The organism is Maritimimonas sp. 2205BS37-2 (assembly GCF_056591755.1).
Genome location: NZ_JBWQOI010000002.1, coordinates 373,216 through 387,270 on the forward strand (window position 1 = coordinate 373,216; position 14,055 = coordinate 387,270).

Below are 14,055 nucleotides of genomic sequence, written 5' to 3' on the forward strand. Positions count from 1 at the left end.
AAGGCTCTGTACACGATAATTGGATTTTTTAGTACTTTCGTTGGATAAAGATTTCAATCGACAAAACTACTAAATTGTTTCGCAATGCAAACTGAAAAAGTAACAAAACATATCGTTAAATGGTTAAAAGATTACGCTACAAATGCTAAAGTAAATGGTTTTGTGGTTGGTGTTTCTGGTGGGATTGATTCTGCTGTTACATCTTCGCTATGTGCCGAAACTGGTTTTGATGTTTTATGCTTAGAAATGCCTATTCATCAGGGCGTTAATCAGGTGAATCGAGCGAAAGAACACATAGCACAGCTTAAAGAGCGCTATTCAAATGTTAGCTCTAAAAATATTGATCTAACTTCTACTTTTGACGAAATGAAATCGATCTTACCAAATGATGCCTCACAAGAAAAAGTAGATTTATCTTTAGGAAATACTCGCGCACGTTTAAGAATGTCTACATTATATTATATGGCGGGGATTAACGGATATTTAGTATGCGGAACGGGTAACAAAGTAGAAGATTTTGGCGTTGGCTTTTTTACCAAATATGGCGACGGCGGAGTTGATTTAAGCCCTATTGCAGATCTCTTAAAATCTGAAGTTTATGATGTAGGGAAATATTTAAAAGTACCTGAATCTATTTTAATAGCGAAGCCTACAGATGGATTATTCGGCGATTCTCGAACAGATGAAGATCAAATTGGCGCGTCTTATGACGAATTAGAATGGGCTATGGAACAAGTTGATAAGGATAAAACCGCAGATGACTTTGAGGGAAGAGAAAAGCGCGTATTAGAAATTTACACCTGGCGTCATAATGCCAATAAACATAAAATGGTACCCATTCCCGTTTGCGAAATACCAAAGGCGCTAAAATCTTAAACTACCCGATATAGTTTTTCGTATAGTAATTTCTTCAAAGAAGTGTAATTTACCACCATTTCTAACATGGTTTTTCGCTCTTCTTCTTCGGTAGATTCATCTAATAATTCTTTTATTTTTAACTCAATGAGTATGCGACGTAAGTTTAATATTGCATCCATTACAAGCTTAGTAAGATTCTTATCTTTCCCTCTCACATAAATTTCTTTACGCAACCAGTCACTCAATACATATTTTTCATCGTCCATTAAAATATCGGTAACCGCTCTTGCCACCTCAGTATCTTCATGATTAACAAATGAATCAATATTAATTTGCTCGTCTTGATTTAATTGATGAATAGCCTCGTAATACACTTTTTTAAACACTTCATTGCTAAACTCAATCTCGTCATCTTGCAAGTGCAAATAAATCTCATTGGAAACCGTGTTCTGGTATTCTTCCCTTATAATCTTACTATTTCCATCTTCATCTTCTTGTTCAACATAATCCACAAAATCAACCGTTTGATTTCCATAAAGCAGTAAAATTTCAATGAGCTTTTTCTCTAATCGATTTAATTGATCTTCTTTTTTTATTTGCTGCTGCTCTGGTTTTGTTTTTACTACTTCAAACGTTGAGCCTTGCTGCTTATTAGGGCGCTTGGAAGCATCCCTTAATTCTTTTTTTGCCAATTGCGCGAGTTCACTGAACAATACTTTCTCAGAAATATCCATAATCCTGGCACATTCTTGTACGTAAACTTCACGTTGAATGTTATTAGGGATTTTCGAAATACTCACTACAATATCGCGAATTAAACCCGCCTTTTTTACAGGATCATTCTGGGCTTCCTCCATCAATAATGACACCTTAAATTGAATAAAATCTTGCGCTTTTTCGCTAAGATATTCTTTCAATTCATCTTCGGAATGATGCTTTGCAAAGCTGTCTGGATCTTCACCTTCTGGAAAAGCTACCACCTTTACATTCATCCCTTGTTCTAAGATTAGGTCTATCCCTCGCAAAGAAGCTCTAATACCGGCGGCATCACCATCGAACAATACAGTTATATTAGATGTTAAGCGGCTTACAAGTCTTATTTGCTCTGAGGTAAGAGCAGTACCCGATGAGGCCACCACATTTTTAACACCCGATTGGTAAAATTGAATAACGTCTGTATACCCTTCCACCAAGTAGCAATTATCTTCTTTTGCTATAGATTGCTTCGCATGATAAATTCCATAAAGTATTTTGCTCTTATGATAGATATCACTTTCAGGTGAATTAAGATATTTTGCAGCCTTTTTCTCGTTTGATAAAATTCTTCCACCAAAGCCGAGTACGCGTCCGCTCATAGAGTGTATAGGAAACAATACTCTACCCTTAAATCGGTCAAACTGCTTTTCTTCTCGAACAATAGTTAAACCCGTTTTTTCTAAAAATTCCAGTTGATATCCTTTTTTTATAGCTGTTTTGGTAAAAGCATCCCATTCATCTAAAGCATAACCCAATTCAAACGTAGCTATAGTTTCATCGGTAAATCCTCGCTCCTTAAAGTAGCTTAAACCAATTGCTTTCCCTTTTTCGGTATTTAGTAAAGTATCATGAAAATAATTACGAGCATATTCTGAAACTAAAAACAGACTTTCGCGTTCACTTGCCTGTTGCTTCTGCTCATCAGACTGCTCTGTTTCTTCTATTTCTATATTATACTTCTTAGCGAGATAGCGAATTGCTTCAGGATAAGAGTAATGTTCATGCTCCATTAAAAATGAAATTGCATTACCTCCTTTCCCCGAGCTAAAATCTTTCCATATCTGCTTTACAGGAGACACCATAAACGATGGTGTTTTTTCATCAGCAAATGGGCTCAATCCTTTGAAATTGCTACCCGCTTTTTTTAGCTGCACAAAATCACCAATAACCTCTTCGACACGAGCCGTTTCAAAAACTTTGTCTATGGTGTTTTTGGTAATCATATATACTTTATGATACCGCTTTGAGCTTGTTTAAAGTAGATTTAGTAAGTTTATTTTCAGCATATTTTTGAGTAACCTTTAATGATTTTTCATCACTACCAGGTAATTCAAACATCGCATCAGTTAGAATCGCTTCACACAACGATCTTAAACCACGAGCTCCTAATTTATACTCAACTGCTTTATCTACTATATAATGTAATGCTTTTTCGTCAATACTAAATTCAATACCATCCATTTCGAATAGTTTTTCGTATTGTTTGATAATAGCATTCTTGGGTTCGGTTAAAATAGCGCGAAGTGTACCTGCATCTAAGGGGTTCATATATGTTAATACTGGTAAACGACCAATAATTTCTGGTATTAAACCAAAATCTTTTAAGTCTTTCGGAACAATATATTGTAGTAGATTATCTTCATCAACGCGTTCTTCGTTTTTAGATGCACTATAACCCACAGCCTGCATATTCAAACGCTTACTAATAATCTTCTCAATGCCATCAAAAGCACCTCCAGCTACAAACAAAATATTGCGTGTATCAACTTCAACAAACTTTTGATCAGGATGTTTACGTCCTCCTTTTGGTGGTACATTAACTGTTGTTCCTTCTAATAATTTTAATAAAGCCTGCTGTACGCCTTCTCCAGAAACATCGCGTGTAATAGATGGATTATCACTTTTTCGAGCGATCTTATCTATTTCGTCAATAAAAACAATTCCTTTTTCTGCTTTCTGTACATTATAATCAGCCGCTTGCAATAATCGTGTTAGAATTGTTTCAACATCTTCTCCAACATAGCCTGCTTCGGTTAATACTGTAGCATCAACAATAGCGAAAGGCACGTTTAACATTCTTGCTATGGTTCTTGCCAAAAGGGTTTTACCCGTACCAGTTTCACCAACTAAAATGATATTACTTTTTTCAATTTCAATATCATCTTTCTTTTTGCTAGGTTTTTGTAACAGACGTTTATAATGGTTATATACAGCTACAGACATTACTTTCTTGGCCTGTTCTTGGCCAATAATATATTCATCTAAGAAGCTTTTGATTTCAATTGGCTTTTTTAAAATCAATTCTCCTGAAAGACCTGTAGCATCTGTTTCAGAAATTTCTTCAAGTACAATGCCATGAGCTTGTTCTATACAACGATCACAAATATGCGCATCTAAACCAGCAATTAATAAATTGGTCTCTGCTTTTTTACGTGCACAAAACGAACATTCTAATTCTTCCTTCTTTGCCATTCTTATAGGGTTTCGTTAAGTATTAGTGTATATTAAACTAAAAACCTAACGTACTATTGTATTAATCTCTAGTTAAAACTTCATCAACCATACCATAAGCTTTTGCTTCTTCGGCCTTCATCCAATAATCTCTATCTGAGTCATCATGAACTTTTTTAACCGATTGGCCCGAGTGCTTTGCAATAATCTGATACAATTCATCTTTTAGTTTTAGTATCTCTCTTGCAGTAATTTCAATATCAGATGCTTGACCTTGCGCTCCACCTAAAGGTTGATGTATCATAATTCTTGAATGTGGTAAAGCAGAGCGTTTCCCTTTTTCACCAGCACACATTAAAACGGCCGCCATTGAAGCCGCCATACCTGTACATATGGTGGCAACATCTGGTTTTATGAATTGCATTGTATCGTACATTCCTAAACCGGCATAAACGCTACCTCCAGGTGAATTAATGTAAATTGAAATATCTTTTGAATTATCTGTACTTTCTAAAAACAACAACTGTGCTTGTACTACATTAGCAACGTAATCATCAATAGCCGTACCTAAGAAAATTATACGGTCCATCATTAAGCGTGAGAATACGTCAAAAACCGCAATATTCATTTGACGTTCTTCTATAATGTTTGGTGTTAATCCTACAGGGTACATTGCACTAACCATTTTATCATAATACAAGCTATTGATACCATGATGTTTAGTGGCGTATTTTTTAAATTCTTCTCCGTAATTCATTTGTAGTTTTTAAAATATGTTAATCAGGTAAATATACTAACATTATTCTAATATTGTATCTGAGCAATTTGCTAAATATTTACTAATAAAAAACCCGAAATAATTTCCGGGTTTTAGCTTTTTATAATGAAATGCTGGGTCTAGTTCAGCATTACAAGTATTTATTTATATACTTCTTTTACAAAATCATCAAAAGAAACTTCTTTAACTTTTAGCTTCACATTTTCTTTGTAAAAGTTTAACAACTTTTGGCTCATTAATTGCTCAGACAAGCGTTTTACCTCATCTTGATTGCTTAATATTCTGCCAGCTATTTCTTCTAATTCTTTTTCTTCAGGGTTCGCATTACCAAATTGTGCCATTTGCGACTTAATAAAGCCCTTTGCAAACTCTTTTAACTCATCAAATGTTACTTGTAAATTATTGTCTTTAGCAATCTTCCCTTCAATTAGCTGATAACGCAATCCTTTTTCAGAACGGTTATACTCTTCTGTAGCCTCTTCTGGACTTAATTGTTTCTCACCACCAACTGCTAACCATTTTTGTAAAAATTCAGCAGGAAGTTCAAATTTGGTGTTTTCTATTAAGCTCTCTGTTACTGCATTTAACAGTTGTTGATCAGATTGCTGTTCGAATTGCTTTTCGGCATCTTCTTTTAAACGCGCTTTAAATTCTTTTTCATTTTTTACAGCATCCTTCCCAAATAATTTATCAAATAATTCTTGATTTAATTCTGCTGGTTCTGTCTCTGTAATCTCTTCAACAGTGAATTTTACAACTACATTCAACTCATGCGCATCATCATGAGACACTCCTAAATGATTTTGAAGTAGGTGATCATCGGTAAATAATCCTTTTGTTTTTAACTCTAGAACGTCACCTACTTTGGCACCAGTAAACTTCTTTAAATTCGTTTTCCCTTTGATCTTATCTAACTTAAAGGTGGCTTTTTTATTGATTTCTTTTTCTTCGTTTTCAAAAGTTCCTGTTACATTAGAATTATCTGCAACTTCGGTTTGCGTAATCATTTTACCATAACGCTCCTGGATATTTTGCATTTGATCATTGATCATTTTATCATCTGCAGTAATTTTATAATGAGTTATGGCTTTTTTAGGCTGTAAATCAACATTAAAATCAGGTGCTAAACCTAATTCGAATTCAAAAGAAAAAGCATCAGCATCCCAAGAGAAATCGTCAGATTGTGCTTTAGGTAATGGATTACCCAAAATATCTAATTTTTCTTCAACCAAGAATTTGCTTAACGATTCTTGCAATAGTTTATTTACTTCATCAATCATAACTGGCTTACCATATTGCTTTTTCACAAGGCTCATAGGCACATGACCTTTTCTAAAGCCTGGAATATTAGCCTTTTTACGATAATCTTGTAAAATTTCGGTTACCTTGTCTTTATAATCAGCTTCGGTAATGTTAATTTTTACCACTGCATTTAAATCATCAATCTTTTCTTTTGTAATATTCATCTTTTACGTATTTCTTTTATAATATCTTGATTACTACCAAATTTGCGGGCGCAAAATTAATAAAATTATTCCAATTTTTTATTGTTTCTACTTTCGTTTTTTATCCTTTAATAGTGAATACAAAATTGATTGGAAGAATGACAGTAATAAACTAAAAAGTAAGGCATACCAAAATCCATCTACAATGAAACCATCAACCAATTTATCGGCTAAAAGAATTATTAGTGCATTTATAACAAATAAGAATAAACCTAATGATAAAATGGTTATTGGTAAGGTAAACAGAACTAATATAGGTTTTACAAATACCCGTAATAGACCTAAGACTATTGCCACTATAATTGCAGACGTATAGCCACTAACATGGACGCCGGGTAATAGTTGTGCTAAAACCAGTACAGCAACGGCGGTTAGTAGCATTTTCAAAATTAATTTCATAATAATAACTTATAGTTTGAAAAACTATAGCTATAAATGTGCCGAAATAGTTATTTGGCTAAAAAGCTGACAACTTCATCATAAAAATCAATTGGATTTTCTGCATGAAGCCAATGTCCTGCATTTTTGACAGTTATAATTTTTGAGTTAGGAAAATGTGCCTCAATTAAGCTACGATCATTATCATCAATATAACCAGAATTTTCACCTCTTAAAAACAATGTTTCCCCTTCAAAACGTGTCAATGGTGCTAGTGCAATCCCTATTTCATCATAATTAGAAGTAAGTGCTTCTAAATTGAATCGATAGCTGAATTCATCTTTTGAAATTCGATAAACATTTTTTAATAAAAACTGCCGAACTCCAAATTCTGTTACATAATCGCTTAATAACCCTTCTATTTCTTTTCTTGACGAAACCTTTGAAAAATCAACTGCATTTAAACCATCTAGTATATCATGGTGATGTGCAGAATAATAGCGAGGTCCGATATCGGCCACCAATAGTTTATCAATTCTTTCTGGATATGAGACTGCAAAAAACATAGCGGTTTTACCACCCATAGAATGCCCAAGTAAATGTACCTTTTCTAATTGATGATAATTCATATAATTTAGAAGGTCATCTACAAGAACTTCGTAACTAAACTCATCAGAATGAAAACTTCGACCATGATTGCGTTGATCAATTAGATGAACTTCATAGTTATCAGCAAATTTATTGCCTAGCGTTCTCCAATTATCACTCATTCCTAAAAAGCCATGGAGAATTAATAAAGGTGTTCCTTCTCCTACAATTTGTGAATGTAAAACTTCCATTTCTTATTTCTATTTCTTGAGCTTATGCAAATACATACTTACCACGTTCTGCAAACCTAAATACAATGATTCTGATATAAGCGCATGACCTATTGAAACTTCCAATAAGTTAGGTATGCTCTCTGCAAAAAACTGAATATTATCCAAGCTTAAATCATGTCCAGCATTAATTCCTAACCCAAGTTCAGATGCTAATTTGGCCGACTCAACATATGGCTTAATAGCATCTTTATTACCCAATCCATATTGTGTTGCATATTCTTCGGTATATAACTCAATTCTATCTGCGCCCACTTTAGCCGCTCCTTCAATAAAAGCCGGAATATTTTCCATGAAAATGGAAGTTCTAATGCCATTATTCTTAAATTCGGTAATTACTTCAGATAAAAAACTTTGATTCGCAACCGTATCCCAACCTGCATTTGAAGTAATTGCATCAACAGCATCTGGTACTAAAGTAACCTGAGTTGGTTTGTTTTCAAGAACTAAATCTACAAATTTCTTTATGGGGTTTCCTTCAATATTGAACTCAGTTACCACTACGGGTTTTAGATCGTAAACATCTTGATATTTAATATGGCGTTCATCTGGACGTGGATGCACAGTAATCCCTTCTCCTCCAAATTCTTGTATATCAATTGCCGCTCTTACAAGGTTAGGTGTAGTTCCTCCGCGCGAATTTCTAAGCGTAGCAATTTTATTTATATTAACACTTAATTTCGTCATCAATAAATTTCTTTAGCAACTTAAGGGAGCAAAATTAGTGTATTTGTATTTGTATTTTAACTATTTTGCAACTTATTATGCAAACATCAGATTACATAGCGAAAGATGTAAAAGCATTGTCTCTGAACAATACTATTAAGGATGCTCAAGAGTTATTCAATAGGCTGACTTTTACGCACATACCCATAGTAGAAAATGCTATTTATCTAGGATGTATCTCTGAAGCAGATGTAAGTACACTAGATGAGATTGATCGAAAAATTAATGATATTCGATATCTTTTAAGTACTTTTTTCGCTGATGAAAATGCTAATTGGTTTGAGTTATTAAAAGAATTTGCAGTTAATGAAACAACCATCATACCGGCTTTAAGTAAAGACAAGCAATATATGGGTTATTTTGAATTATCTGACATACTCAACCTATTTAATCATACTCCTTTTTTAAATGAACCGGGTGCTATTTTAGTTGTTTCAAAACAAGTACGGGATTATTCCTTTAGTGAAATCGCACAAATTATAGAATCAAATAATGGCAAATTATTAGGAGCATTTGTTTCGAAAATTGATGAAGAAATTGCTGAGATCACAATTAAATTAAATGATTCTGACCTTAACAACACCATACAGTCATTCAGGCGCTATGAGTATACCATTTTAACAGGAATTTATGAGGATGAATACCTTAAGAGTCTTAAAGAGCGCTCAGATTACCTTCAAAAATACCTTAATATTTAAGTAATGAAAGTAGCTATTTATGGTCAATATTATAAAAGTGAAGCAGTAGAATATGTAACAACACTACTTGATGTTCTTAAAGAGCGAAACATTAGCTTTTATATTGAAGAACAATTTTGCGAGCTAATTGATTCGAAAAAAAGCTATAAGACCTACTCTCATTATGAGGATCTCGACACTTCTTTTGACCTTATGTTAACTGTTGGAGGTGATGGTACTTTTCTACGAGCGGTAACTTTTATTAGAGATCTAAACATTCCTATTCTAGGTATTAATACCGGTAGGTTAGGATTCTTAGCCACTATACAAAAGAATCAAATTAAATCATCAATAGAAGCTTTTTTAAATGGTCATTATGAGCTTAAAGAGCGCTCATTACTTACTGTAAAAACTTCTACTGAAACTAACGGAATAACTGATATAAACTTTGCTTTGAACGAAGTAACTGTTGCCAGAAAGAATACTACTTCAATGATTACAATAGAAACTCATTTGAATGATGAATATTTAACTTCATATTGGGCTGATGGACTCATAATTGCAACACCTACAGGCTCTACAGGGTATTCATTAAGTTGCGACGGACCTGTAATTATGCCTCAAGCTAAAAGTTTAGTTTTAACACCAATAGCTCCTCACAATCTTAGCGCTCGACCTTTAGTTATACCCGATGATACGCTCATAAAGTTAAAAGTAAGTAGCCGAGAGAAGCAGGCATTAATCTCTTTAGACTCCAGAATATTCACCATAGATAATGATACTGAGATCACTGTAGAAAAAGCACCTTTTACCATTAAAACTATTCAGCTACAGAATCAAACTTTTTTAAAGACCTTAAGAGAAAAGCTACTATGGGGAGAAGACAAACGCAATTAGTTTAAAAAATTAATAAGTTAAGCAGCTTTACAACAATATTTTATCGTAAAAACTGTTAATCAAAAAAGACCTTTCTGAAAACTACCCAAACAAATAGATTTATTTATATTTGCAAACCCTTTTTTTAAAATGAAAAAAACATTTTTTATTTACATCTTTGTACTGATTACCAGTACTGCGACAGCTCAATTGTATGAAATTGGTTTATTTGCCGGTGGTAGTAATTATATTGGTGATATAGGCCCTACTAACTATATTAACCCTAATTTTCCGGCGGTTGGTGGCATTGCTAAGTTTAATTTTACGCCTCACATAAACTTTAGAGGTACCTTTATTTATACCCAGATAAACGCTAAAGATTCTAAATCTGATTCAGATTTTAGGGTTCAAAGAGGCCTAAGTGTTAAGAATAATATACTTGAAGCTTCTGGTGGGATAGAATTCAACTTCTTAAAATATAGTATGAATCAAACAGGTTTTACTCAAACTCCTTATATCATCGCGCAAGCTTCCGTTGCAAATTATGCAGTGGTATATGAGAAAAATCCTGGAGATTTTTATAGTAAAAGAAAGTTTGCTGTAATGCCATCTTTAGGTTTGGGCTATAAAATGCGTATTGTCGAAAATCTTGCGATGTCAATCGAATCCAGTTTTAGATATACCTTTAAAGATGATATCGATGAGGTGTCAGTAGGTAATATCGGTGTTGGTAACACAGATAGTGACGATTGGTATGTATTTACCGGTTTTACAATTACCTATGGTTTCGGAAGGCCTGGCTGCTATAAAGGCATTTTTTAACTTATGACATTAAAAACTCAAATAGATCCCCTTAGAGTTCCCAAACATGTTGCCGTAATTATGGATGGTAATGGTCGCTGGGCCAAGAAAAAAGGCATGGCTCGAGTTTTTGGCCATAAAAATGGTGTAAAAGCAGTTAGAGAGGTTGTTGAATCTGCGGCTGAGTTAGGTATTCAAGCACTAACACTTTATGCTTTTTCTACAGAAAATTGGAATCGACCTAAAATAGAAGTAGATACCTTAATGAGCCTCTTAGTGAGTTCATTAAAAAATGAATTAAAGACACTGCAAAAGAATAATATTAAACTTCAATGTATCGGTAATATTGAAAATCTTCCTAAAAAAGCTCAAAAAGAGCTAACCGAGGTCATCCAAACAACCGATAATAACAGTCATATGGTTTTAAATCTTGCTCTAAGCTACGGCTCGAGGGAGGAAATTGTTAATACCATTAAAAAAATTTCTAAAAAAGTTGTTAATAAGCAACTTTCAGTTGAAGAAATTGATGAAAAAATTATAAATAATCATTTATATACATTTACTTTGCCCGACGTTGATTTTTTGATACGTACTAGTGGCGAACAGCGTATAAGCAATTTCCTTTTATGGCAAATTGCTTATGCTGAATTGTACTTTACTGAAGTACTTTGGCCCGATTTTAGAAAAGAACATTTTTTTGAAGCCATTTTAGATTATCAGCAAAGAGAGCGACGCTTCGGAAAAACTAGTGAACAATTAGAAAAGGATAATGAATAAACTTAAAATCTGTCTATTACTTTTCGGCTTTATTTTTAAAGCGCAAGCCCAAGAAACCGAAACTAACAATATAACTGTACAAAAAGATTCAGTTGCCAGCGTAGCCACAGACACCATCCCCAAAAAGGAAATCCCTTTAAGCCGTGACTTATTTAAAACCACTAAAACTTATGTTCTGGGTGGGGTTTCGGTAATAGGTAATCAACAATTTAGTGACCAATCAATTACTATATTTTCTGAATTACAAGTTGGTCAGCCCATTAAAATACCTGGAGACAAACTAACGTCTGCCATTAAAAAATTATGGAACTCTAAACTTTTTAGCAATGTAGATCTTTATGTTACTAAGGTAGATGGAGAAACTATTTATTTAGAATTTGAAGTAAAGGAACTTTCTAAATTAAGTACCGTTGAATGGAGGGGCATTAAAAAGAACAAGGCATCAGACTTACAAAAAGAAACAGAATTTAAAAAAGGAGCTCGAATTACCGAAAACCTATTAACTACTACCAAGAACTATATAGAAAAAAAATATGTTGATAAAGGTTATTTAAAAGCTAAAGCTACTATAACCACTAAAATTGACACCACCGATAACAATGCTGAAAAAGCGTTGGTACTAGTTGATAAAGGAAATAAGATTAAAATCAAAAACTTACGTTTTCATGGAAATGAAGCGTTTAAAACCAAGCGTTTAAAACGATTACTAAAAAAGACTAAGCAAAAAAATGTTCTGCATCTTTTCACACCTTCTAAGTATATTGAAGATAAGTATACCGAAGATTTAGAGCGTATGGTTGAGAAATATCGCGAAAAAGGATATCGTGACGCCCAAGTTTTAAAAGATTCCATCTCTTGGAATGCAGATAACACCATTAACTTAGATATTTTCTTAAATGAAGGTAGTCGTTATTATTTTGGTGATATCCGCTTCCTCGGAAATTCAGTTTATTCAGATGAGCAACTAACGGCATTTTTAGGTCTGGAAAAAGGTGATATTTATAATGGCAAACTTTTAAATGAGCGGGTAAAAGGTGATGGTACTCCAGATTCTCAAGATATTACAAATACATATCTTAACAATGGATATCTTTTCAGTCAAGTAGTTCCGGTTGAAACGAAAGTAGAAAACGACACGATCGATATAGAAATTAGAATTAGAGAAGATGATCCTGCAACTATTAGAAATATTGGTTTAGTAGGTAATGAAGTAACTAATGATCATGTATTGTATCGTGAGATTAGAACAAGACCTGGGCAATTATTTAGTAGAGAAAATATTATACGTACAATTCGTGAATTAGGGCAATTACCATATATAGATGCTGAGAATATTGTTCCAGATGTAAGACCTAACTACACAGACAAAACAGTAGATATTGAATATAGTATTGCAGAAAAAGGATCAAGCCAGATCGAGCTCCAAGGAGGTTTTGGTGGTGGTTCATTTGTTGGAACACTAGGTTTATCATTCAACAACTTCTCTATTAAAAATATATTTAAAGGAAGTGAGTACAAACCTGTACCAAGAGGTGATGGACAAAGTGTATCATTACGTGCACAGGCAAGTCGTTTCTCAAGTACGTATAGTTTATCATTTACAGAGCCTTGGTTAGGTGGTAAAAAGCCTAGATCATTTTCATTTTCTATATTTAATTCAAGCCAATTTAGCTTTAACCCGGCTACAAGAGATGTAGATAGAAATCGAAAATTGAATATTTTAGGTGCAACTATTGGGTTGAGTCAAAGACTTAAATGGCCAGATGATTTTTTCACACTTTCAACAGTATTAAGTTACCAGCGTTACGATATTAAAAATTTCTTTTTAACAGCTTTAGGAGATGATAATGGTATTTCAAATAACTTATCATTAGCTATAAATTTTGGAAGAAATTCGGCTGGACCAAACCCAATTTTCCCTACTGGAGGTTCTTCCTTTAATTTGGGACTTAAATTAACGCCTCCATATTCACTTTTTACAGGTAAAGACTATAGCGATCCAACAATCGAAGATATAGAAAAAGTAGAGCTACTAGAGTTTTATAAATTTAATTTTTCAGGTAAATGGTACAATGCTATCGCCGGAAGCCCTGGAAATCAATTAGTATTACTTTCTAGTGCTGAATTTGGATTTTTAGGTGCTTATAATCAAGACAAAGGTATTTCTCCTTTTGAGCGATTCTACTTAGGTGGTGATGGGCTTGGTCAAGGACAGTTTGATGGTAGACAAACCATTGGATTAAGAGGGTATCCAAATGCAAGTTTAACTCCTCTTGATGAAAGAGGAAATGTAGTGGGGGCCTCGGTATATAATAAATTCACCTTGGAGTTAAGGTATCCACTAACTCTTAAACCTTCAGCGTCTATTTATGCACTAGGTTTCCTTGAAGGCGGTAACTCTTTTGATAGTTTTAGCAACTTCGAACCATTTAAGTTAAAAAGATCTGCCGGAGTAGGTGTACGTATATTTATGCCTGCCTTTGGTTTACTGGGTATTGATTTTGGTCATGGATTTGATGATACTGTAGGGCAGCCTGGTGTGAAATCAGGATGGCAAACGCATTTTATAATTGGGCAACAATTCTAACTAATTA

Annotated in this window: 13 protein-coding genes; 6 read left to right on the forward strand and 7 right to left on the reverse strand. The window is 33.8% G+C overall.

Features of this window, described 5'->3' with window-relative positions:
- The first annotated feature begins 84 nt into the window (after positions 1-84).
- Positions 85-876, forward strand: coding sequence for an NAD(+) synthase (gene nadE, locus AC1EUU_RS09020; RefSeq protein ID WP_480201086.1), 792 nt, complete (start codon positions 85-87; stop codon positions 874-876).
- Here nadE and dnaG read toward each other — a convergent pair.
- The 7 genes from dnaG to AC1EUU_RS09055 all read right to left on the reverse strand — a co-directional run bounded on the left by dnaG (position 873) and on the right by AC1EUU_RS09055 (position 8,291).
- Positions 873-2,837 carry a DNA primase gene (gene dnaG, locus AC1EUU_RS09025; protein WP_480201087.1) on the reverse strand — a complete coding sequence of 655 codons (1,965 nt, stop codon included), beginning with the start codon at positions 2,835-2,837 and terminating at the stop codon, positions 873-875. The two genes, nadE and dnaG, sit on opposite strands and share 4 nt — an antisense overlap.
- A gap of 7 nt (positions 2,838-2,844) precedes the next feature.
- Positions 2,845-4,086: an ATP-dependent Clp protease ATP-binding subunit ClpX gene (clpX, locus tag AC1EUU_RS09030; protein WP_480201088.1), complete on the reverse strand. Its 1,242-nt coding sequence runs from the start codon at positions 4,084-4,086 to the stop codon at positions 2,845-2,847.
- A 61-nt stretch (positions 4,087-4,147) separates the two neighbouring features.
- A complete protein-coding gene (gene clpP, locus AC1EUU_RS09035) occupies positions 4,148-4,822 on the reverse strand; it encodes an ATP-dependent Clp endopeptidase proteolytic subunit ClpP (protein ID WP_480201089.1) in 675 nt (224 codons plus the stop codon).
- A gap of 161 nt (positions 4,823-4,983) precedes the next feature.
- Complete coding sequence (gene tig / locus AC1EUU_RS09040) at positions 4,984-6,309, reverse strand: trigger factor (protein ID WP_480201090.1); 1,326 nt, start codon at positions 6,307-6,309, stop codon at positions 4,984-4,986.
- A gap of 87 nt (positions 6,310-6,396) precedes the next feature.
- Complete coding sequence (locus AC1EUU_RS09045) at positions 6,397-6,747, reverse strand: phage holin family protein (protein ID WP_480201091.1); 351 nt, start codon at positions 6,745-6,747, stop codon at positions 6,397-6,399.
- 50 nt (positions 6,748-6,797) lie between these two features.
- A complete protein-coding gene (locus tag AC1EUU_RS09050; protein ID WP_480201092.1) occupies positions 6,798-7,565 on the reverse strand; it encodes an alpha/beta fold hydrolase in 768 nt (255 codons plus the stop codon).
- 9 nt (positions 7,566-7,574) lie between these two features.
- Positions 7,575-8,291, reverse strand: coding sequence for a pyridoxine 5'-phosphate synthase (locus AC1EUU_RS09055; RefSeq protein WP_480201093.1), 717 nt, complete (start codon positions 8,289-8,291; stop codon positions 7,575-7,577).
- 77 nt (positions 8,292-8,368) lie between these two features.
- Here AC1EUU_RS09055 and AC1EUU_RS09060 point away from each other — a divergent pair, with 77 nt between their 5' ends.
- The 5 genes from AC1EUU_RS09060 (at position 8,369) to bamA (ending at position 14,048) form a co-directional block, all read left to right on the forward strand.
- Positions 8,369-9,028, forward strand: coding sequence for a CBS domain-containing protein (locus AC1EUU_RS09060; RefSeq protein ID WP_480201094.1), 660 nt, complete (start codon positions 8,369-8,371; stop codon positions 9,026-9,028).
- 3 nt (positions 9,029-9,031) lie between these two features.
- Positions 9,032-9,904, forward strand: coding sequence for an NAD kinase (locus tag AC1EUU_RS09065; RefSeq protein WP_480201095.1), 873 nt, complete (start codon positions 9,032-9,034; stop codon positions 9,902-9,904).
- A gap of 129 nt (positions 9,905-10,033) precedes the next feature.
- A complete protein-coding gene (gene porG, locus AC1EUU_RS09070) occupies positions 10,034-10,705 on the forward strand; it encodes a type IX secretion system protein PorG (RefSeq protein WP_480201096.1) in 672 nt (223 codons plus the stop codon).
- A gap of 3 nt (positions 10,706-10,708) precedes the next feature.
- The gene (locus tag AC1EUU_RS09075; protein ID WP_480201097.1) at positions 10,709-11,461 is read left to right on the forward strand and encodes an isoprenyl transferase; all 753 of its coding nucleotides are present in this window, start codon (positions 10,709-10,711) and stop codon (positions 11,459-11,461) included.
- The gene (gene bamA / locus AC1EUU_RS09080) at positions 11,454-14,048 is read left to right on the forward strand and encodes an outer membrane protein assembly factor BamA (RefSeq protein ID WP_480201098.1); all 2,595 of its coding nucleotides are present in this window, start codon (positions 11,454-11,456) and stop codon (positions 14,046-14,048) included. Before AC1EUU_RS09075 ends, bamA begins: the two co-directional genes overlap by 8 nt.
- The last annotated feature ends 7 nt before the right edge of the window (positions 14,049-14,055 follow it).

What these genes read in the sequence shown, in the direction of transcription:
- AC1EUU_RS09050 (WP_480201092.1), bottom strand. Translation starts at nt 7,565, where the DNA reads ATGGAAGTTTTACATTCACAAATTGTAGGAGAAGGAACACCTTTATTA.
- AC1EUU_RS09065 (WP_480201095.1), top strand. Translation starts at nt 9,032, where the DNA reads ATGAAAGTAGCTATTTATGGTCAATATTATAAAAGTGAAGCAGTAGAA.
- bamA (WP_480201098.1), top strand. Translation starts at nt 11,454, where the DNA reads ATGAATAAACTTAAAATCTGTCTATTACTTTTCGGCTTTATTTTTAAA.
- tig (WP_480201090.1), bottom strand. Translation starts at nt 6,309, where the DNA reads ATGAATATTACAAAAGAAAAGATTGATGATTTAAATGCAGTGGTAAAA.
- AC1EUU_RS09075 (WP_480201097.1), top strand. Translation starts at nt 10,709, where the DNA reads ATGACATTAAAAACTCAAATAGATCCCCTTAGAGTTCCCAAACATGTT.
- porG (WP_480201096.1), top strand. Translation starts at nt 10,034, where the DNA reads ATGAAAAAAACATTTTTTATTTACATCTTTGTACTGATTACCAGTACT.
- clpX (WP_480201088.1), bottom strand. Translation starts at nt 4,086, where the DNA reads ATGGCAAAGAAGGAAGAATTAGAATGTTCGTTTTGTGCACGTAAAAAA.
- AC1EUU_RS09055 (WP_480201093.1), bottom strand. Translation starts at nt 8,291, where the DNA reads ATGACGAAATTAAGTGTTAATATAAATAAAATTGCTACGCTTAGAAAT.
- AC1EUU_RS09060 (WP_480201094.1), top strand. Translation starts at nt 8,369, where the DNA reads ATGCAAACATCAGATTACATAGCGAAAGATGTAAAAGCATTGTCTCTG.
- nadE (WP_480201086.1), top strand. Translation starts at nt 85, where the DNA reads ATGCAAACTGAAAAAGTAACAAAACATATCGTTAAATGGTTAAAAGAT.
- AC1EUU_RS09045 (WP_480201091.1), bottom strand. Translation starts at nt 6,747, where the DNA reads ATGAAATTAATTTTGAAAATGCTACTAACCGCCGTTGCTGTACTGGTT.
- dnaG (WP_480201087.1), bottom strand. Translation starts at nt 2,837, where the DNA reads ATGATTACCAAAAACACCATAGACAAAGTTTTTGAAACGGCTCGTGTC.
- clpP (WP_480201089.1), bottom strand. Translation starts at nt 4,822, where the DNA reads ATGAATTACGGAGAAGAATTTAAAAAATACGCCACTAAACATCATGGT.